Origin of the sequence: Pseudomonas sp. BF-R-01, assembly GCF_019946615.1 — a bacterium.
Taxonomy (GTDB): Bacteria; Pseudomonadota; Gammaproteobacteria; order Pseudomonadales; family Pseudomonadaceae; genus Aquipseudomonas; species Aquipseudomonas migulae.
In genome coordinates this window covers 1-19,681 of the sequence record NZ_JAGYFX010000106.1, presented here as the reverse complement: position 1 = coordinate 19,681, position 19,681 = coordinate 1, and the positions used below count along the sequence as shown (strand labels likewise).

The 19,681-nt window shown below is 60.7% G+C and carries 18 protein-coding genes; 9 read left to right on the top strand and 9 right to left on the bottom strand.

Annotation, left to right across the window (positions count from 1 at the left end; all coding sequences use genetic code 11):
• Positions 1-151: 151 nt before the first annotated feature.
• Together KGB27_RS26330 and KGB27_RS26325 are read left to right on the top strand one after the other, a co-directional pair.
• A complete protein-coding gene (locus tag KGB27_RS26330) occupies positions 152-1,126 on the top strand; it encodes a 2-hydroxyacid dehydrogenase (protein ID WP_223556859.1) in 975 nt (324 codons plus the stop codon).
• 172 nt (positions 1,127-1,298) lie between these two features.
• Entirely contained in the window at positions 1,299-1,808 is a 510-nt protein-coding gene (locus tag KGB27_RS26325) for a DUF2165 family protein (protein WP_223556857.1), read from the top strand.
• Between the two features lie 28 nt (positions 1,809-1,836).
• On the opposite strand, the gene KGB27_RS26320 is transcribed toward KGB27_RS26325, so the two are convergent.
• Positions 1,837-2,739: a DMT family transporter gene (locus KGB27_RS26320; RefSeq protein WP_008025338.1), complete on the bottom strand. Its 903-nt coding sequence runs from the start codon at positions 2,737-2,739 to the stop codon at positions 1,837-1,839.
• 136 nt (positions 2,740-2,875) lie between these two features.
• Between KGB27_RS26320 and KGB27_RS26315 the strand changes: the two genes are divergently transcribed.
• Positions 2,876-3,751 carry a helix-turn-helix domain-containing protein gene (locus KGB27_RS26315; protein ID WP_008025337.1) on the top strand — a complete coding sequence of 292 codons (876 nt, stop codon included), beginning with the start codon at positions 2,876-2,878 and terminating at the stop codon, positions 3,749-3,751.
• Between the two features lie 126 nt (positions 3,752-3,877).
• Here the strand turns inward: KGB27_RS26315 and KGB27_RS26310 are convergent, their stop codons facing one another.
• The 6 genes from KGB27_RS26310 to KGB27_RS26285 all read right to left on the bottom strand — a co-directional run bounded on the left by KGB27_RS26310 (position 3,878) and on the right by KGB27_RS26285 (position 10,272).
• Positions 3,878-6,307, bottom strand: a complete 2,430-nt coding sequence (locus KGB27_RS26310; RefSeq protein WP_223556854.1) for a TonB-dependent siderophore receptor — start codon at positions 6,305-6,307, stop codon at positions 3,878-3,880.
• A gap of 216 nt (positions 6,308-6,523) precedes the next feature.
• The gene (locus KGB27_RS26305; protein ID WP_223556852.1) at positions 6,524-7,510 is read right to left on the bottom strand and encodes a FecR family protein; all 987 of its coding nucleotides are present in this window, start codon (positions 7,508-7,510) and stop codon (positions 6,524-6,526) included.
• Entirely contained in the window at positions 7,507-8,070 is a 564-nt protein-coding gene (locus tag KGB27_RS26300; RefSeq protein WP_008041802.1) for an RNA polymerase sigma factor, read from the bottom strand. Before KGB27_RS26300 ends, KGB27_RS26305 begins: the two co-directional genes overlap by 4 nt.
• Before the next feature lie 4 nt (positions 8,071-8,074).
• On the bottom strand, positions 8,075-8,401 hold the full coding sequence (locus tag KGB27_RS26295; protein WP_008041804.1) for a DUF3325 domain-containing protein: 327 nt from the start codon (positions 8,399-8,401) through the stop codon (positions 8,075-8,077).
• On the bottom strand, positions 8,402-9,982 hold the full coding sequence (locus tag KGB27_RS26290) for a PepSY-associated TM helix domain-containing protein (RefSeq protein ID WP_223556849.1): 1,581 nt from the start codon (positions 9,980-9,982) through the stop codon (positions 8,402-8,404).
• The gene (locus tag KGB27_RS26285) at positions 9,979-10,272 is read right to left on the bottom strand and encodes a DUF3649 domain-containing protein (protein ID WP_192227765.1); all 294 of its coding nucleotides are present in this window, start codon (positions 10,270-10,272) and stop codon (positions 9,979-9,981) included. The genes KGB27_RS26290 and KGB27_RS26285 overlap by 4 nt, the downstream gene beginning before the upstream one ends.
• 182 nt (positions 10,273-10,454) lie before the next feature.
• On the opposite strand from KGB27_RS26285, the gene KGB27_RS26280 reads away from it, so the two are divergent.
• From KGB27_RS26280 to fecA, 3 genes are all read left to right on the top strand, one after another.
• On the top strand, positions 10,455-10,943 hold the full coding sequence (locus KGB27_RS26280) for a sigma-70 family RNA polymerase sigma factor (protein WP_192227764.1): 489 nt from the start codon (positions 10,455-10,457) through the stop codon (positions 10,941-10,943).
• Complete coding sequence (locus tag KGB27_RS26275) at positions 10,940-11,878, top strand: FecR domain-containing protein (RefSeq protein WP_223556847.1); 939 nt, start codon at positions 10,940-10,942, stop codon at positions 11,876-11,878. The genes KGB27_RS26280 and KGB27_RS26275 overlap by 4 nt, the downstream gene beginning before the upstream one ends.
• Before the next feature lie 245 nt (positions 11,879-12,123).
• A complete protein-coding gene (gene fecA, locus KGB27_RS26270; RefSeq protein WP_223556845.1) occupies positions 12,124-14,457 on the top strand; it encodes a TonB-dependent Fe(3+) dicitrate receptor FecA in 2,334 nt (777 codons plus the stop codon).
• A gap of 212 nt (positions 14,458-14,669) precedes the next feature.
• Here the strand turns inward: fecA and KGB27_RS26265 are convergent, their stop codons facing one another.
• Together KGB27_RS26265 and KGB27_RS26260 are read right to left on the bottom strand one after the other, a co-directional pair.
• Positions 14,670-15,077: an HPF/RaiA family ribosome-associated protein gene (locus KGB27_RS26265; RefSeq protein WP_008025327.1), complete on the bottom strand. Its 408-nt coding sequence runs from the start codon at positions 15,075-15,077 to the stop codon at positions 14,670-14,672.
• Positions 15,078-15,290: 213 nt separating this feature from the next.
• Positions 15,291-16,238 carry a LysR substrate-binding domain-containing protein gene (locus KGB27_RS26260; RefSeq protein WP_008025326.1) on the bottom strand — a complete coding sequence of 316 codons (948 nt, stop codon included), beginning with the start codon at positions 16,236-16,238 and terminating at the stop codon, positions 15,291-15,293.
• A gap of 135 nt (positions 16,239-16,373) precedes the next feature.
• Here KGB27_RS26260 and KGB27_RS26255 point away from each other — a divergent pair, with 135 nt between their 5' ends.
• The 3 genes from KGB27_RS26255 to KGB27_RS26245 form a co-directional block, all read left to right on the top strand.
• Positions 16,374-17,750 (top strand): L-serine ammonia-lyase, encoded by a 1,377-nt coding sequence (locus KGB27_RS26255; protein WP_223556842.1) that lies wholly within the window; start codon positions 16,374-16,376, stop codon positions 17,748-17,750.
• Positions 17,751-17,813: 63 nt separating this feature from the next.
• Complete coding sequence (locus KGB27_RS26250) at positions 17,814-19,115, top strand: HAAAP family serine/threonine permease (protein ID WP_223556840.1); 1,302 nt, start codon at positions 17,814-17,816, stop codon at positions 19,113-19,115.
• A gap of 275 nt (positions 19,116-19,390) precedes the next feature.
• On the top strand, positions 19,391-19,681 hold a 291-nt coding region (locus tag KGB27_RS26245; RefSeq protein WP_223556838.1), incomplete at its 3' end, for a DUF3509 domain-containing protein.

The following is a 19,681-nucleotide window of genomic DNA, read 5'->3' as shown; positions in this document are numbered from 1 at the left end:
GTGCATCAGGCGGACCGAGGTGCCTGGATCGCCAGCAAGCCGGCTCCTACAGGGGGAAATGCGTGCATCCGAACCATCCGGGCACTCGCACAAAAGCGCGGAAGAATGTTAGCGTGCTTGGCATTCTCCACGCCCGACGAGCCCGCCTCCCATGAAAAAGACCGTCCTCGCTTTCAGCCGCGTCACTCCCGCCATGATCGAACGCCTCCAGCAGGATTTCGACGTCATCGTGCCTGACCCGAAAAAAGGCGACATCAACGCCCAATTCAACGAGGCCCTGCCCCATGCCCACGGTTTGATTGGCGTGGGTCGCAAGCTCGGTCGCGCACAACTGGAGAACGCGAGCAGCCTGGAAGTGGTGTCCAGCGTCTCGGTGGGCTACGACAACTACGACGTCGCGTACTTCAACGAACGCGGGATCATGCTGACCAACACGCCGGATGTGCTGACCGAAAGCACCGCCGACCTGGCCTTCTCCCTGATCATGAGCAGCGCCCGCCGCGTCGCCGAACTCGATGCCTGGACCAAGGCCGGTCAATGGCAAGCCACCGTCGGCGCCCCGCTGTTCGGCACCGATGTCTATGGCAAGACCCTGGGCATCGTCGGCATGGGTAACATCGGCGCCGCCATCGCCCGGCGCGGTCGGCTCGGTTTCAACATGCCGATTATCTACAGTGGCAACAGCCGCAAAACTGCACTTGAGCAAGAGCTCGGTGCGCAGTTCCGCAGCCTCGATGAGTTGCTGGCCGAAGCCGATTTCGTCTGCCTGGTGGTGCCGCTCAGCGAAAAGACCAAACACCTGATCAGCCGCCGTGAACTGGCGCTGATGAAGTCGGACGCGATTCTGATCAACATCGCACGCGGCCCGGTGGTGGACGAGCCCGCGCTGATCGAAGCGCTGCAAAACAACCAGATCCGTGGCGCCGGGCTGGATGTCTACGAGAAAGAACCGCTGGCCGAATCGCCGCTGTTCCAACTGAAAAACGCAGTGACTTTGCCGCACATCGGCTCCGCCACCCATGAAACCCGTGAAGCGATGGCCAATCGCGCCTTGGCCAACCTGCGCAGCGCCTTGTTGGGTGAACGACCGCAGGACCTGGTGAACCCGCTAGTCTGGAAAGGCTGAAAAAAAACGGGCAGGCGATTAAAGCGCCTGCCCGTTTACAACTAAACCTCACACATCACAACACAACAAATACACAACTTGTAATTTAGTCCACCCCTCAACAAATACACTTCGCTATAGACTCTCCTTACTTACCCGCCCTGACGGGAACCCGTTCTGGAGAACTATTACCTTGAACCACTTGACGACCGAGCAAACAATTAGAATCAGCAAAGCCACATTGATGCTGTTTATAAGCTTCTTTGGTTTTTTAATGTTGTTTAGCAACTTCACCGACTACCCTTCCAACTACGAATACATCGCCCACATCCTCAGTATGGACACCACGCGCGAGGGCGAGAAGTACAGTTATCGCGCCATTACTTCCCCCATGGCCCATCACAGGATTTACTGGCTGATCATTACACTCGAAGTCCTCTTCACCGCCTTTTGCATGATGGGCACTTACCAACTATTCAAGAATATAAACACCAGCGCCAAAAAGTTTCACGAGGCAAAGAAATATGCACTGATTGGCTTGCTGATTGCCGTATTCATCTACTACGTGTGTTTTCAGGTTATGGGTGTCGAATGGTTCAACATGGATGAATCACAACAATGGAACTATAAAGACTGGGCCCGACATATTGTTGATTTCATCATGCCGCTAATGATCTATGTGGCCATCCGGATCGAGCGCTGAGTGCACATGCACCCGATCCGCAACATCTTCAAGCCAGCTTGCCGCTCCCCTGCACCATCGGTGCCTTGGGTTTGCGGAACACCAGCACGTTGCCCAGCATCACCAACACCAGGCCCATCAGCGCCGGCGCGGTCCATTGGTAGCCTTCGGCAAACGCCGAGACGTTGAGCGCCACCACCGGGAACAGCACCGTGCAATAGGCTGCGCGCTCCGGGCCCATGCGCCCGACCAGCGTCAGGTAGGCGGTGAAGCCGATCACCGAACCCGGAATGACCAGGTACAGCAGCGAGCCGATGTAACGCGCATTCCATTCCATCTCGAACGGAATGCCTTTGACCAGGCACCACACCGACAGCATCGCCGCGCCATAGGCCATGCCCCAGGCATTGGTTGTCAGCGGCTTGAGCCCGGCCTTCTGTTGCAGGCTGGACAGCATGTTGCCCGCCGAGAAGCACAGCGTGCCCAACAAGGCCAGGCCCAGGCCCAGCAAGGTTTCCGGGCTGGCGGTGTGGCCCGCCAGCTCCGGCCAGAACAGCAAACCCAGCCCGAACAAACCGAGCGCGCCACCCAACAGGACGTTGCGGGCGATTTTCTGGCCGAAGAACACCCGCGCATTCAGGGCATTCCACAGCGTGGCAGTGGAAAACACCACGGCGACCAAGCCACTGGGGATCCATTGGCTGGCCGTCAGGAAGCACATGAAGTTGATGCAAAACAGGCACAGGCCCTGCGCCAGGCAGATCAGGTGTCCGCGACGGTTCATCACTTGCAGCTTGCGGCTGAGCAACAGCATCACGAACAGCACCAGCGCGGCGAGGCCGAAGCGATAGACGATCGACACCGGAATGGCCACCACGCCCAGTTGCCATTTCAAGGCAATCCAGGTGGTGCCCCAGATCAGCACGGTCAGCAAATACAGCGAAAGGTTCATGGTGAAGGCTCCTCAATAGGTGCCCAGTGTCCTGCGCCAAGCTTTTTCGCACTTGCATAAACTTGCGCTTTTGTCGGTGCAGAGGCTGGCAGGCCAACGTCTACGGAGTAGGATGCGAAGCGTTGGAGAAACGATCATGCCCGCACTGGAATCACTGCAAGTCTTTCAAGCCCTCAACCGCTCGCCCAATGCTCGCCTCGAGCACAGCGCCGAGCTCGGTGACGGCATGGCTGCAGCCTTGTGGAGCAACCATCACGACGCTCAGGACTACGAAGCGCCGAGCCATCACACCTTGTCCTGTTACATCGCGGGCGGCACCGGCACTTTTCGCCGCGATCAGCCCGGCACCAAGGGAGGTCCGGACAAACTGTGCATTCTGCCGGCCGACCATCAGTCAGGCTGGGTGATCAATGGCGACATTCGCCTGGCCCATCTGTATTTCAGCCCGGAACAGTTCGCCCTCGGTTGCGTCACGCTGCTGGACCGCGAACCTCGCGAATTGCAGTTGCGCGAAGGGACTTTTCTCGACGACCCGCAGCAAGCCCGGCGCTTTCGCCAGATGCTCACGCTCAACTGGGATGAACCCGGCGAACGTCTGCTGACCAGCAGCCTGGCCCATGAAATGCTCAGCCACGTGTTGCTCGGCCAGGTCGGCATGCGCGACGGCTTGCGACTCAAGGGCGGATTGGCGGCGCACCAGCGGCGGCAACTGGTCGAGTTCATCGACAATCAGTTGGCCGAAGCCATCAGCCTCGGGCAGTTGGCGGGGTTGTGTGCGCTGTCGGAGTATCACTTTGCGCGGATGTTCCGGGAGAGCTTCGGCTTGCCGCCGCATCAGTATGTGTTGGCAAGGCGACTGAGTCGGGCGCGGGAGTTGTTGCGTTCGACATCGCAGCCGCTGGGGGAGATTGCATTGGCGTGCGGGTTTGCCAGTGCGAGTCATTTCACCAATCGGTTTCGGCAGGTTCTCGGTGGGACGCCTGGCGAGTATCGGCAGGCGTTTTTGCGCTGATCCGGAAGCCGCCTTCGCGGGCAAGCCTCGCTCCTACAGGGATGTGTGTTGATCGCGAAAATTGGACTCGACACGATTCCTGTAGGAGCGAGGCTTGCCCGCGAAGAACGATAACGCGGTCTGTGATCAGAACTCCAAGGTGCTGGACAACGACACCTGCCGCGAATCCCCCATCGACACAAAGAACCGGCTCGCCGCCGACGTGTAGTAAGTGCGGTCAAACAGGTTCTTCACGTTGAGCTGGAACTTGACCTTCTGCCCCTCGACCTTGGTGTCGTAGGTGGCGAATGCATCGGCCACGGTGTAGCTCGGCAGATCAAAATCGTTCACCGCGTTACCCGCCCGCTCACCGACATACCGCGCGCCCGCGCCGACCCGCAACTGATCGCCACCAACGATGGTGCCGAAGTCATAGACCGCCGACAGCGAGCCGGTGTTCTTCGCCACGTTTTGCAGTTTTTTGCCTTTGTAGTCCGGGTCTTCGGTGACTTCGGCATCGGTGTAGGCGTAGCTGCCGATCATGCTCCAGCGGTCGCTGAGCTGACCGCTCAGGTCCACTTCCAGCCCCCGGGAACGCACTTCGCCGGCGGCGCTGTAAAGGGTCACCGGACCTTCAGAATTGGCCACCAGCACGTTGCGTTTCTTGATGTCGAACAGGGCGACGTTACCCGTCACACGCCCCGGAATATCCAGCTTCGCGCCGACTTCCCAGGACTTGGCTTCTTCCGGCGCGATGCTGCCGTCGAGCACGGTACTGCTGCCGCTCAACGGGGCGATGGTCGAGTTCGGTTTGAACGATTCGGTGTAGCTGCCGTAGAACGACAACGCGTCGGTGTACTTGTAGACAAGGCCGGCACGCGGCACCCATTTCTGGCCGTTGCTGTCGGTGTTGGCCTTGAACGGCACGCCTTTGCCGGCGTACTGGTCGTACTCCTGGAAACGGCCGCCGGCCACCAGAATCCACTGGTCGGTGAGGTGGATCGAGTCCTGCAGAAACAGCGAATCGCTGCGCAGCAGATCGGTCTGCGCGCTGTCCGCCGGGCTGACGGTGGTCCCGGCGACTTCACGGCCATAGACCGGGTTGAGGTAACTGAAGGTGGTCAGGCTTTTCTGGCGGATCAGGTCTTCGCGGTAGATCTTGCGGTACTCGTCATCGACGCCGAACACCAGGTCATGTTGCATGCCCAGCGCATTCACTTTGCCTTCGAGGCTGGCCGTGGTGAAGCGGTCGGTGCTGATCGCGTTTTGCGTGCCGTCCATGCTGCGGGTCAGCGTGCCTTTTTTGGTGTCGATGGCGGTAACGCGCACTTGGCTGGCGTCGTAGGTTTCACGGTTCCAGCTGTAGCCAAAGTGCGCTTTCCAGTTGTCGTTGAGCTCGTGGTCGGCCTCGAAGTGATAGAGGTCCGAACGCCCTTCCATGTTATTGAACGGCTCGTCCAGACGACGCTCGCGGGAGATGTCCAGCGGATGGTTGTCGCGTGGGTCGATCAGCGTGCCACGGTCGAACGGGGTGAGGAATTCACGGTGTTCGTAGGCGAACAACAGCTTGGTGCTTTCACCGAACCAGGCCAGGGACGGCGCCACCAGAGTCTCGCGGTGGGTGCCGAAATTGCGCCAGTAATCTTCGTCTTCGTGGTCGAGCACCATGCGGTAGGCCAGCCCGGAATCACCGAGCGCGCCGGTGCTGTCGAAGCTGCCGCCGCTGCCGTTTTTGCCGTCGCCGTACGTCGAGCCACGCACGGTCAACGCGTTGTACTGTTCCAGTTCAGGTTTCTTGCTGACCATGTTGACCACGCCGCCCGGGTCCTGGATGCCGTAGAGCAACGAGGCCGGGCCCTTGAGCACTTCGACCCGATCGACCGTCGCGTTGAGGCCACGGCCCTGCACCACCGGCATGCCGTCGCGCATGATCGAGCCGTTGCGGTTGTCGCCGAAGCCACGGGTCATCACCGAATCCTGGGTGCTGCCCAGCGTGTTGCCCTGGGTGATGCCGCTGACGTTGGCCAGCGCGTCGTCGAGGTTGCGCGGTGCCTGATCGCGAATGACCTGGGCCGGGATGACGTTGACGGTCTGGGGGATTTCCTGGAGCAAGGCCGAAGAGCGCATCACCGAACTGGTCGGCGGCGGCTGGTAGCTCATGGTTTGATCCATCACCGAGGTGATGGTGGTGGCGCCGAGGTTCAAGGCGCCTTCGGTGGGCTGCGGTTCCAGCGCCATGGTGTGCGCATCGGTGCGACGGAAGGTCAAACCCGAACCGCTGAGCAAACGCTGGATCGCCTGTTCGGCGCTCATCTGCCCGCTGACCGCTGGCGCGGTCATGCCGTACGGCGCTTCATCGGTGTAGACCACGCTGATGCCGGTGATCCGGCTGAAGTCACTCAGGGCCTGGGGCAGCGGTTTGGCGGCCATCGCGAAGCTGAACTGCGTGCGCTGCTGCGTCGTGCCCGCTTCAGCGGCCAATGCCACGCTCAATGGCAGCAATGCCAATGCCGAAATGCTCAGCGCCGAAGCGCCCAACCACTGTTTGACCGAACCCGATTTTGCCCTGGACTTCATTGCTCATGACCTGTGTAGAACCGCTACGGATGCGAATGACTCGCAGTTTCAGTCACTACACGGATGGGGCTTGGGTTTACCTCACCATCATTTTGAAAATATTTTTTGCATTGAAGGATGTGGTGTCTGATCTGACGCCTTCGCGGGCAAGCCTCGCTCCTACAGGGATCGTGAAACCTGTAGGAGCGAGGCTTGCCCGCGAAGAGGCCGGACGCCTCAACGCAAAATAATCAAATGCCCCACAGCCTGCTGCTCAAACCCCATCACCCCCTGCAACGAACTCAACACCGCCTGCGGATCCTTGCTCGGGAAACTGCCACTGACCCGCCGCGCCGCCAGATCATCGTTGAGCAGCACAATCCGCCCCGGGTAGTAACGCCGCAGATCCTGCACCACGTCGGCCAGTGGCGCCTTGTAGTAATTGAGCCAGCCCTGACGCCACGCCAACTGCGCTTCGCTGTCCACGGCATGCAGTTTTTCCGCCGTGCCTTCGCCGTAAGCCACTTGTTGGCCGGCGGTCAGAATCTGCTGCTCGGCATGCTTGTCCGCCGTCACGCCAACCCGGCCGGACAACACCGTCACTTGCGCGCCGTGAGGCTGCAAACGCACTTCAAACTGCGTCCCCAGCACCCGCGCCTGGCCCTTTTCAGCCTCAACCACAAACGGCTCGCCGGTGTGCGTCACGCTGAAAAAACCAGCGCCGCGACGCAACTGCACGTGACGCTCACCGCGACTGAAATCCACCGCGATGGCGCTGTCGGCATCCAGCGTGACCTGCGATTGATCCGCCAGCGTGACGGTGCGAACTTCCCCCGGCGCCGACACATAGTCAGCACCCAGATCATCCACCCAGCGCATCGGCTGCCAGCCTGAACCGAGGCTGACCATCAACAACAGGCACGCAGCCATTGCCAGCGCTCCGGACCAGCGCCGAACGCTGCTGCGCCGCGAGCGATTCATCGCGTTGAGGTAACCCTGCAAGGCAAACGCGTCTTCGTTGGCCAGCGTCCGCGCCGGGCCTTCGCTCAATTCCCACACCACTTGCGCCTGGGCATAGGCCTCGGCATGCGCGGGATCGGCCTGCAGCCAATGGCTGAAAGTAGCCTGATCACCGCTGCTCGGCTGGTCATGCAGCAGACTCAGCCAGGCGAAAGCGGCCTGTTCCTGAGCGGGCGTCGGGGTGACGCGTTCGATGTGATTCACGGTGCTTTCCCTGGCGTGCGCGGTTCGGGGTCCCGCAGGCTAGCCTTGCAGGCTTCGAGGGCGCGCATCATATGTTTTTCCACGGCGCTTTGGGACAAACCCATGGCCTTGGCGATCTCGGCGTATTTGCGGCCATGGATGCGATTGAGCAAAAAGATCTGCCGCGTGCGCTCGGGCAACGCACGCAACGCCGCTTCGACATGGCGCAAATCGTTGCCGGCCTCCAGCGCCGCTTGCGGCTCGCTGCCGTGGCTGTCCGGTTGATCCGGTTGCCAGCCTTCAGTGACCCGCACCCGCGTGCCTTCGCTGCGCAAGTGGTCGATGGCAATGTTGCCGGCGCAACGCAACAGGTAGGTGCTGAGCTCTTCGACCTGCACCAGCGGCCGGCGCCAGAAGCGCAAAAACAAATCCTGCACCAGGTCCGCCGCCGTTGCCCGACAGCCGACGCGACGGTTCACCAGCGCTTCCATCTGCGAACGCTGGGACAGGAACACTTGCAGAAAATGCGCACGTGCTCCGCGAGGTTCGTCGTCATGGGAATCCGGAGGGCTAGTCATCATCGGGTCAGTACTGCGCAAACGCGGCAACGGGGCTGACGAGCAGGCTCAAAGCAGCCATCGACAGCGCCAGGCGCGGGCGATACGGCATCAACAGCACCAGCAGCAACGCGCTGAGCATCAACACCGCACACCATTCCACCAGGCCAAGTCCCCAGCCGGTCGAAGACACCGCCGCCCACAGAGACAAGATCAGCAACAGCCAGCCACCCAGTTTCAACAACCGGCGACGATGGGCCGTCGGTTTACCGCCCAACAGCTCGGCGTGATGTCGGTCCATCGATAAACACAGTGCGGTGAAACCGCCGTAACAGAGCAACAGCGACAGCAACATTCAGTTCGCCTCTCGCTCAAGGGTAATCGGTTGTGCACGCTGCCGGATGACGATCCTGGCCTGTCCCGAACGCTGCATTTTCCACGCAGCCCAGGCGAAAAACACACCGCTGCCCAGGCACGTCAGATCGAAACCGGCCATCGCCCAATCGCCCTGCGCCAACGTCACGCCCAAGTGATACGGCGTGGTCATGGCGTTCAGCAGCGGCATCGCGCCAAACAGCAATGCCACCAGTGCCAATTGCTCGATCCACGCCGTGCGGCCCCGGCGGACCATGGCATGCAGCACACTCAAACCCCAGACGATGAAGAAGCTGTTCACCTCCCAATCCGCACGTCCGGCCATGTCGACCGGCAACACCCGATTGGCCCAAAAGAACGCCGCCACCGCCACCATCAACCCGGACATGCTGGCGATATTCAGCACTTCCACCAGTCGCAATTCGAACGGCATCACGGCGCTTTTCGCGTGTTTGAGCTGACGCTTGCCGAGCCAGATCACCAGCCCGGTGCCAATCATCGCCGTGCCGGCCAACCCGCAAATGAAGTACAACCAGCGCAGCACGGGGCCGGCGAAATGGCCCATGTGCAAACCATAGAAACTGCCGGCAATCGCCCTCGGCAGCGATTGCTCCGGGGTCGTGCCGAGCAATTGCCCGGTCACGCCGTTGAAGGTCACCGCGCTGCCGAAGTCGTGAACTACACGGTCCGCGCCATCACGCACGAGCACCACCGAGGCATTCGCGTCGCCCGGATTGTTCACCGTCAGCCGCCCGACGCGCCCTCCCGACCACTGCTCGCGCGCCTTTTCCAGCAGCGGTGCCAGCGGCGCCAACTGCGCCGGTTTGTCCGCACGCTCCGGAGCCGTGGAAGCCGGGAACACCTCATCGTAAAACGCCCGCGCATCACCGTTGTACGCGGCAAGAATGCTCGCCGGCATCACCATCGACATGAAAATCACCAGGCTGCTGTAGGTGATCATCAGGTGAAACGGCAGCACCAGCACACCCACCGCATTGTGCCCGTCGAGCCAGGAACGCTGGCCCTTGCGCGGGCGGAAGGTGAAGAAGTCCTTGAAGATTTTCTTGTGGGTGATGATCCCGCTGATCAGCGCGACGAACATCACCATGGCGGCGATGGTCGACAACCAGCGGCCCCACGGATAAGGCATTTGCAGCTGAAAGTGGAAACGGTAGAAAAACTCGCCGCCGGTGGTTGCCCGGCCCTGCACTTCGGCGCCGGTTTGCGGGTCGAGGAGTTTTTCTGTGAACTGGCCGCGTTCGCCACGTTTGGCCGGGGTTTGCTGCCAGCGTACCGACAGGCCGGGTTCGCGGGCATCGGGCAGGTCGATGAGCCAGCGCGAGGCTCCCGGGGCGTGTTGCTGAAGATAGTTTTGCGCCACGGTCAGGCTGGCTTCGGAGGTCACCGAACGCGCAGGGATTTCCGGCTGCATCCAGTGGCTGATCTCATCCTTGAAATACGCGAGTGTGCCGGTGAGAAAAATCGCAAACAGCAACCAGCCGAAGATCAACCCGGCCCAGGTGTGCAACCAGGCCATGGCCTGACGAAAGCCCTCTTTCATGAGCGGCCCATCCAGTACGCGAGGCCCGAAATCGCCGCAAGCACCAGGCTTGGCACGATCAACCCGAGCCAGGCCCGCCATGCGCTGCGGCAGGCGAAGCACCAGATCACTGCGCCGAGGTAGGCCAGAAACGAAGTCATCATCCCGGTCACCACGGCGTCGGCGCGGGCCATGGGCACCCACAGCGTCAGGCTGACACTGGCCAGCGCCGCAACGATGTAGCCGCCCAGCACGGCGGCCAGCACCCGGGAGGTGACGGCCAATCGGTAGGACACGGGGATTACTTTCATGTTTCGACCTTGAAACCGGTGAGGCCTGGGGAAAATCACGAGGCCAGGGCGGCGATATTAATGATAAATATTCTCATACGCAAAAGAGATACGATCAACGCCGATTGCCGGAGCGAATTCGCGCCACTACAATGCGAACAATTCTTGTTCTCTAACGCATTAAAACGCGCTCGGAGTTACCGTTGCAGCCAGCCCACACCGTCGAAGTCCTCTATCACGCCCATCACAACTGGCTCACCGGTTGGTTGCGGCGCAAGCTCGGCTGCCCGGACAGCGCGGCAGATCTGGCCCAGGACACGTTCATGCGGGTGCTGACCGCACGAGACACGCCGCAGATCATCGAGCCGCGAGCGTTCCTCACCACCCTCGCCAAACGCGTGCTGTTCAACCACTACCGCCGTCAGGATCTGGAGCGCGCCTACCTCGACGCCTTGGCGCAGATGCCGGAAAGGGTCGCGCCGTCGGAAGAAGAACGGGCGATCATCCTGCAAACCCTGATGGAACTGGACCAGTTGCTCGACGGTTTGCCCCGCCTGGTCAAGCGCGCATTTCTGTTGGCCCAGGTCGATGGCCTGACGTACCCACAGATCGCCGCCGAGCTGGGGATTTCCATCGCCACGGTCAAGCGGCACCTGAATAAAGCGGCGATGCGCTGCTACTTCGCCCTATGAACGGCACCCCGGATTTTTCACCGCAAGTCGCCGAGCAGGCGGTGCAGTGGTTGATGAAAATGCAGCAAGGGCCGTTGAGCCCGCGCCAGCAAAACGCCTGGCAGCAATGGCTCGATGCGCACAGCGAGCATCAACGGGCGTGGGAGCATATTCAGCGGGTCAACCAGCGCCTGCGCGGTTTGTCTTCGCCGCTGGCGCATGCGGCCCTGAATGCACCGACGTCCAGCAGCCGGCGTCAGGCGCTGAAGTTGTTGCTGATTCTTGGTGCCGGTTCGGCCGTCACCTGGGGCATGCGCGAGCACAACCTGCTGCCACCGTTGATGGCCGACTACCGCAGCCCCATTGGCCAGCGACGCAAGATCGCGCTCGCAGACGGCAGCCAATTGCAACTCAACACCGCGAGTTCGGCGGATGTGCAGGTCGAGGGTCAGCAACGGCTGATCCGTTTGCTTGAAGGCGAGATGCTGCTGACAACGTCCAAAGCGTTTCAAGTGCGCACGGCACAAGGCTTATTGAAAACCGAAGGGGCGCGCCTGAACGTTCGGCAGTTTGCGGATCGCACTCAGGTCGCGGTGTTTGAAGGCCGTGTTGAATTGACGCCAGATGGAGGTTCACCCTGGGTACTGCAAAGCGCCCGGCAGTTGAGTTTTGATGCTCGCGGAATCGGCAACCCTGGGCCTCTGGACGCCAACAGCGGCGCCTGGGCCGACGGCATGCTGGTGGCTGCGCACATGCGCCTCGGGGATTTCCTTGAGGAACTTGGCCGCTATCGTCGCGGGCAGCTCAATTGCGATGCGAAAGTTGCGGACTTGTTGATATCCGGGACTTATCCACTGGACGACAGCGAGCGGATTCTCGATCTGCTGGAAATCAGCTTGCCGGTGAAGGTGAAGCGCTTTACGCGGTATTGGGTAACCGTCGAGGCGCGCGCCTGACTCTTGTAGGAGCCGGCTTGCTGCGGGCGGCGTTCCGACGATCGGCACGCCGCGGCCTGTCTGATACACCGCCTTCGCCGGCAAGCCTGGCTCCTACAGTTACGGTGTTTGTTCAGAAGTTCTGTGGCAGCGGGGTTGCTTGCGAAAGCCCCAAAAAATATTCACACATCCGTGAGCCGTTTTTCAGATCTGGCGTGACAGAGAAGGAAAGCCACCTTGATTCCACCTTCTCAGGATCGTCCTCCATGCACCCCACCCGCCTTACCCCGCTGGCCCGCACCTTGCGCCAACTCTTGCTGGGCGCCAGCCTGAGCTTCGGCGCGCTGCCACTCGTCCACGCAGACGATGCCAAGCCGTACCACATCGCGCCATCGTCGCTGGAAAACGCCCTCAACCAGTTCGGCCGTGAAGCCGGCGTGTTGATTTCGTTTGGCTCGCAAGTCACCAGCGGTGTGCAGAGTCGTGGCCTGGAGGGCAACTACACCGCCGAACAGGGCTTGAACGCCTTGCTCGAAGGCACCGGCCTGCAAGCCCGCGCCGAAGGCAACAACGCGTACAGCCTGCAACCGGTGGGCAATGCTGCGCTGGAGCTGGACACGTCCAAAGTGGTCGGCGACTGGCTCGGCGATGCGCAGCAAATCAACGTCTTCGAGCATCCCGGCGCGCGTGATGTGATCCGTCGCGAGGAGTTCGAACGCCAGGGCGCAACCCAGGCCAGGGACGTGCTCAACCGCATCCCCGGCGTCAACGCGCCGGACAACAATGGCACCGGCAGCCATGACATGGCACTGAACTTCGGGATTCGTGGTCTCAATCCGCGCCTGGCATCGCGCTCGACGGTGTTGATGGATGGCATCCCGGTGCCCTTCGCGCCTTACGGTCAGCCACAGTTGTCGTTCGCGCCGATCAGCATGGGCAACATGGACGCGGTCGACGTGGTGCGCGGCGGCGGCGCGGTGCGTTACGGCCCGCAAAACGTCGGCGGCGTGGTCAACTTCGTGACCCGCGCGATTCCCGACGAGCCCACGGTGAAAGGCGGTTTCCAGACCGAAACCAGCCCCTCCTCCAGCCACGACGGTTTCAAGACCACCGGCAACCTGCTGGCCGGCGGCACTGGCGACAATGGCCTGGGCGGCGCGTTGTTGTATTCCGGCACACGCGGTGGCGACTGGCGTGAACATAGCGACACCGAGATCGATGACCTGATTCTCAAAGGCAAATACCAGCTCGACGACGCCAACAGCTTCAATGCCATGGCCCAGTATTACGAAGGCAAGGCCGACATGCCCGGTGGCCTGAACGTTGCCGATTACGATGCCGATCCGTACCAGTCGACCCGCCCGAAGGATCAGTTCTGGGGCCGCCGGACGATGTTCAACTTCGGCTATCGCTATCAGGAAGATCGCCGCGAATTCACCGCTAACACCTTCTTCACCAAAACCCTGCGCAGCGGCTATCTGGATCAGGGCACGTTCCTGTCGCTGTCGCCACGCGAGTACTGGGTACGTGGCCTGGAAACCCGCTTCGCCCAAGGTTTTGATGTTGGCCCCACCAGCCACGAAGTCGGTGTCGGCTATCGCTACATCAACGAGGCCGGCCACGAACTGCGCTATCGCACGCCGATTGCCAGCAACGAGTATCCGACCACCAACAGCCGCAACGACCGTGATACACGCGGCGGCACCGAGGCCAACGCGTTCTTCGTCGATGACCGGATCGACATCGGCAAATGGACAGTGACGCCGGGCATCCGCTACGAAATGATCGAATCGCAACAGACCAACAACCTGACGAACGAGAAGTACAAGGGCGACTACAACACCGCCCTGCCCGCGCTGAACGTGCTCTATCACCTGACCGACAGCTGGAACCTCTACGCCAACACCGAAGGTTCGTTCGGCAGCGTGCAATACAGCCAGATGCCAAACCGCGTGACCAGCGGCGAAGTCAAACCGGAAAAGGCGCGCACCTGGGAACTGGGCACCCGCTACGACAACGGTGCGTTACGCGCGGAAATCGGCGCGTTCCTGATCAACTTCGACAATCAGTACGAAAGTAATCAGACCAACGATTCGGTGATCGCTCGGGGCGAGACTCGCCATCAGGGCATCGAAACCAGCGTCAACTACGCACTCGATGATGTGAGCCCGGCACTGGCCGGTTTCGATGTCTACGCCACGTACGCCTATGTGGACGCGACCATCCGCGAAGACGGGCCGAACAAGGGCAATCGTGTGCCGTTCTCCTCGAAACACAAGGGCACCGTGGGCGTCGGTTACACCGAAGGTGCGTGGAAGTTGAACCTGGACAGCAGCTATCAGAGCGACCAGTTTGCCGACAACGCCAATACGTCGAAAGAAAGTGCCGACGGCAGCACGGGCACGATTCCTGGCTACATGCTGTTCAGCAGCCGCGCGGCGTATGACTTCGGGCCGAAGTTGTCGGATTTGAATGTGGCGGTGGGGGTGAAAAACATCTTCAACCACCAGTACTTCACACGCTCGTTCGATGACAACAACAAGGGCAAGTACGTCGGAGAACCGCGGACGGTGTATGTGCAGACGTCGGTAGCGTTCTGATCTGAAACTGAACAGCCTCGCTGCAATTCACCCCTGTAGGAGCGAGGCTTGCCCGCGAAGGCGATTTAACGAGCGACATATGCGCTGGATTTCCGGGCCTCTTCGCGGGCAAGCCACGCTCCTACAAGGAATCGCGGCGCTGCGATAATCGGCACAAACAACAACGGGCCTGCAATGCAGGCCCGTTTTTCGTTGGGACGTTAAATCAGGCGTCAGCCGTTTTGTGCAGCCTGTTCGTTCTCGAGAAACTCGTCTTCCAGCAGCGCATCGGCTGCACGCCTCTCGAACGGCACCACAGCGGCACGTGGTTTGCCCCGCAGTTTGCCGAACAGATGTTCCAGTGCATGTTCGAGTTTTTCAGCCGCACCGTCGATCGCCAGTTCCAGGTTTTCGGCTTTATGGGTGACAGAAATCGGTTGGTGGCCTTTTGGCCGCGCTTCCAGCTGGCAGCGCAAATCATGGGGACCGGGCTTGTCGCCGTTCTCGTCCCGCAGATGGACCTCGACGCGTGTCAGGTCCTCTTCATAACGTTCGAGCGTGCTCTCAATGGTAGTACGTACCCACTCCTCCAGTCGGATGCTGCTTTGAATATGGTTATCGCTGTTGACTTGGATTTGCATAGTTCATCCCTTATTTCAGCTAGCTCGCGAGAGGCCCTTCGGCTGGCCCTTGGGCGTCATCACCGTGACCTCTTGGTTACACAATCGGTCTGTACGCCGAACAATTCAACCCCTGAAAAAAGATAAATTTTCATACGCAAAAAAAGCCGGACAAGGAGCAAAAGCGCTGTTAAGGTCGGGAGTTGGGTCGCTTCACTTCTTTGTCATAATTACTCACATCTGCCGCTCCGCCAGCGGGTGCAGGCTGCGAAAAACACCCGCCTCCTCTACCAGCCAGTCATGTACCGCGCGCACGCCCGGATGGCTCAGCGCCCCCGGCGCATACAGCAACACGTAACGTTTGTGATTGGGCACCGCCAGACCGAACGGCACAATCAACGTCCCGCGCTCCAGCTCATCGTTCAACAGCGTTCGCCGCGCAATCGCCACGCCCATGCCGGCAATCGCCGCTTCGATGGTCAGGTGATTGCGATTGAACGTGTGCCCGCGCCGCACGTCCGCGCCTTCGAAACCGATGGCGTTGAGGTAGAACTCCCACTCCGCGTACTCGTAACTGCCGCGCCAGGCCGTAATGTCGTGCAACAGCGGAAAGTGCGACAGGTCTGCCGGGCCATGCAAAGGCGGCCGTCCGCGCAACAGACTCGGCGCACAGACCGGGAAAATCTGTTCGTCGAGCAAGGTTGTGGATAACAAGCCAGGGTAGCTGCCGTCGTTCAGGTCGATGGCCAGGTCAAAGTCGCCCTCGTGCAACGGCACGCTGCTGTCCTCGGCCACCAGGCGCAACTGAATGTCCGGAAATCGCTGCTGCAAGCGCGGCAGTCGCGGGGTCAGCCATTTGCTCAGGAACGATGGAATCGACCGCACCCGCAAAATCCCGCTGATCATTCCCGCATCCAGTCGTCGCAATTCCGCGTCGATGCTGCCGTAAGCCTCGTTGACCGTAATGGCCAGTCGCTGGCCTTGCGCGCTCAACTCCACGCCCCGGGCACGCCGGTGGAACAGTCGAAACCCCAGCCGCTCTTCCAGTTGTCGGATCTGCTGACTGACCGCCCCCGGCGTGATGTGCAGTTCTTCGGCGCAGCGGGTGAAGGACAAGTGCCGTGCGGCACAGGAAAACACGTGCAGCCAGACGTAAGTCTGGGCGTGCAATTGGCGACTCATTGTTTAGTCCTGCTAAAGGCTGTCTTAGGAAGTTTCGTTGGTCACGTAGGACCGAGGTAGGCAGTATCGCCGACATTGCGCTTGTCCTACAAAAATGGCAGCGATTTCTCTTCCATTGCTTGTATAGGCTTTAGCATGGCTATCAGTGTTTTTGATCTTTTCAAAGTCGGCATCGGTCCGTCCAGTTCTCACACCGTCGGCCCGATGCGCGCCGCCGCGACCTTTGCCCAGGCACTGATTGACCAGCATTTGCTGGACGCCGTACGCCGAGTGGAAATCCGCCTGTACGGCTCCCTTTCCGCCACCGGCGTCGGCCACGCCACCGACCGCGCCTGCGTCATGGGCCTGATGGGCGAATGGCCGGACAGCATCGACCCGTCCAGCATCGACAGCCGCATCAAAACCCTGCTTGAGACCGGCGAGCTGAATCTCGCCGGCAAAAAAACAATTGCCTTCAACTGGCAACGCGATCTCCTGCTGCTCGACGAGAGCCTGCCCTACCACCCCAACGCCATGTCGCTGACAGCTTTCGGCGACACCGGTGAGCTGTCGGAGCAAACGTACTACTCGATCGGCGGCGGTTTCATCATTGAAGCGGCCGAAGCCGAGTCCGGCATCGCGCCGACCAGCGACGTGGTGCTGCCGTATGATTTTTCCAGCGCCGCCGAATTGCTCAAGCTCTGCAATCAGCATGGCCTGCGGGTTTCCGAGTTGATGATGGCCAACGAACGGGCCTGGCGCAGCGAAGCCGAAATCCGTCAGGGCTTGCTGCACATCTGGTCGGTGATGCGCGAGTGCGTCGAGCAGGGTTTACGCCACGAAGGCATCCTGCCCGGCGGTCTGAATGTTCCGCGCCGCGCAGCGAAATTGCACCGCAGCCTGTTGGAAATCGGCAAGCCGAATGTCATCACTTCGACACTGTCTGCGATGGAATGGGTGAACCTGTTTGCCCTCGCCGTGAACGAAGAAAACGCCGCCGGCGGACGGATGGTCACCGCGCCTACCAACGGCGCGGCCGGGATCATTCCCGCCGTCCTGCACTACTACATGAAATTCAACCCGGACGCGTCGGACGACGACGTCGTTGCGTTCTTTTTGGGCGCCGCGGCCGTAGGCATTCTCTGTAAGAAAAACGCTTCGATCTCCGGCGCCGAAGTCGGCTGTCAGGGCGAAGTCGGTTCGGCGTGCGCCATGGCTGCCGCCGGTCTGGCCGACGTACTGGGCGCCACGCCCGAGCAACTGGAAAACGCCGCCGAAATCGGCCTGGAACACAACCTGGGCCTGACCTGCGACCCGGTCGGTGGCCTGGTGCAAGTGCCGTGTATCGAGCGCAACGCCATCGCGGCCGTGAAGGCGATCAACGCCACGCAAATGGCCCTGCGCGGCGACGGCAAACACTTCATTTCCCTGGACCGGGTGATCCGCACCATGCGCGATACAGGCGCCGACATGCACGACAAATACAAAGAGACTTCACGGGGCGGCCTGGCTGTCAGCTGGGTGGAGTGCTGAGGAGCATTCCCGACCGTCCGCAACACGTGAGCCCGAGCAAGAATAATAACGAGGCCAATAACGATGACCGATGTACGTACACCTGCTGCCGATAATCCTGCTGTAGACCTGACACGCAATACAGAAACAGCCCACAAGGGCTGGAGCAAACACGACACCACCTGGATGCTGGGCCTCTACGGCACGGCGATTGGCGCCGGCACGCTGTTCCTGCCGATCAACGCTGGCGTGGGTGGCTTCTGGCCGCTGCTGATCCTGGCGGTGCTGGCGTTTCCAATGACCTTCTTCGCCCACCGGGGCCTGACTCGCTTCGTGCTGTCGGGACGCTCCGGGGACATCACTGAAGTGGTGGAAGAGCACTTCGGCATCGGTGCCGGCAAGCTGATCACGCTGCTGTATTTTTTCGCGATCTTCCCGATTCTGCTGGTGTACAGCGTGGCGCTGACCAACACCCTCAGCAGTTTCATGGAGCACCAGTTGCACATCGCCCCGCCACCTCGGGCGGTGCTGTCTCTGGGGCTGATCCTTGGTTTGATGGCGATTGTGCGCTGCGGCCAGGGCGTCATCGTCAAATGCATGAGCGTGCTGGTTTACCCGTTCGTCGCGGCGTTGCTGCTGCTCGGTATCAGTCTGATTCCGAACTGGAACGGCGCGTTCTTCGCCACCGCCGGTGAAGGCATGCCGATGCCGCTGTTCTTCAAAACGCTGTGGCTGGCGATCCCGGTGATGGTGTTTTCGTTCAACCATTCGCCGATCATCTCCGCCTTCGCTGTCGATCAGAAGCAGCGTTACGGCGAGCAGGCCGAGCGCAAGAGCAGCGGCATCCTCGCCATTGCCCACGGGATGATGGTGGTGACCGTGATGTTCTTCTGTTTCAGCTGCGTGTTGGCCCTGTCCCCGGCTGATCTGGCGGCGGCGAAGGCACAGAACATCTCGATCCTGTCGTACCTGGCCAACCACTTCCAGACCCCGGTCATTGCCTACGCAGCGCCGCTGATTGCGCTGGTGGCGATCACCAAATCCTTCCTAGGCCACTACATCGGCGCCAGCGAAGGCTTTCAGGGTCTGATCGTGAAAAGCCTGCGTGGTCGTGGCCGGGTGATGTCGGCGAGCTGGCTGAACCGCATGACTGCAGTGTTCATGATCCTCAGCTGCTGGGCCGTGGCCACTTTCAACCCGAGCATCCTTGGCATGATCGAAACCCTCGGCGGGCCGATCATTGCGTGCCTGTTGTTCCTGATGCCGATGTACGCCATCCGCCGCGTGCCGGCTTTGCGCCAGTATTCGGGCCAGGCGTCGAACGTGTTTGTGGTGTTGATCGGTCTGATTGCACTGTCTGCGATCATCTACTCATTCATGCCCTGAAACGGGCAAAGTTCTTGTAGGAGCGAGCCTGCTCGCGATGGTCTCGAGAGCGCCACGTTTACCCGGTAAACACGCGTTATCGTTGACGAACATCGCGAGCAAGCTCGCTCCTACATTGTCCGACAATCTTTCCGGCATGCCCCTTGCTACATCCCTGACGAGGCAAAAAGGATGTTTGAAAACCTCAGCGAGCGACAGGCCAATGGTCCGGTGTTGCGAACCAACCCGATCATGGCCGGTCAACAACTGCACGTTCAATCAGGCGGTGACGCATCATGGACAACCCTTTTCAGCTCATTACCGATGCCTTTGCACCGGATTACCAGATCAACCTGAGCATTCAGGGGCTGGACGGCAGCATCATGCTGACCCTCTCCAACAGCGGCCGCGTCGTGGCCAAGCGAATGATCAGCGCCGAACAACGCAATGACCCCAAGCGCCTCAAACGCCTGGTGCAAAGTATTCAATTCGGCATCGCCATCGAGCAGGGTCACAGCGCAATGACCATCCTCGAAGCCATGACCGACAGCGACAATCGCACCCCGCCGCCGCCATCGACCAAAGCC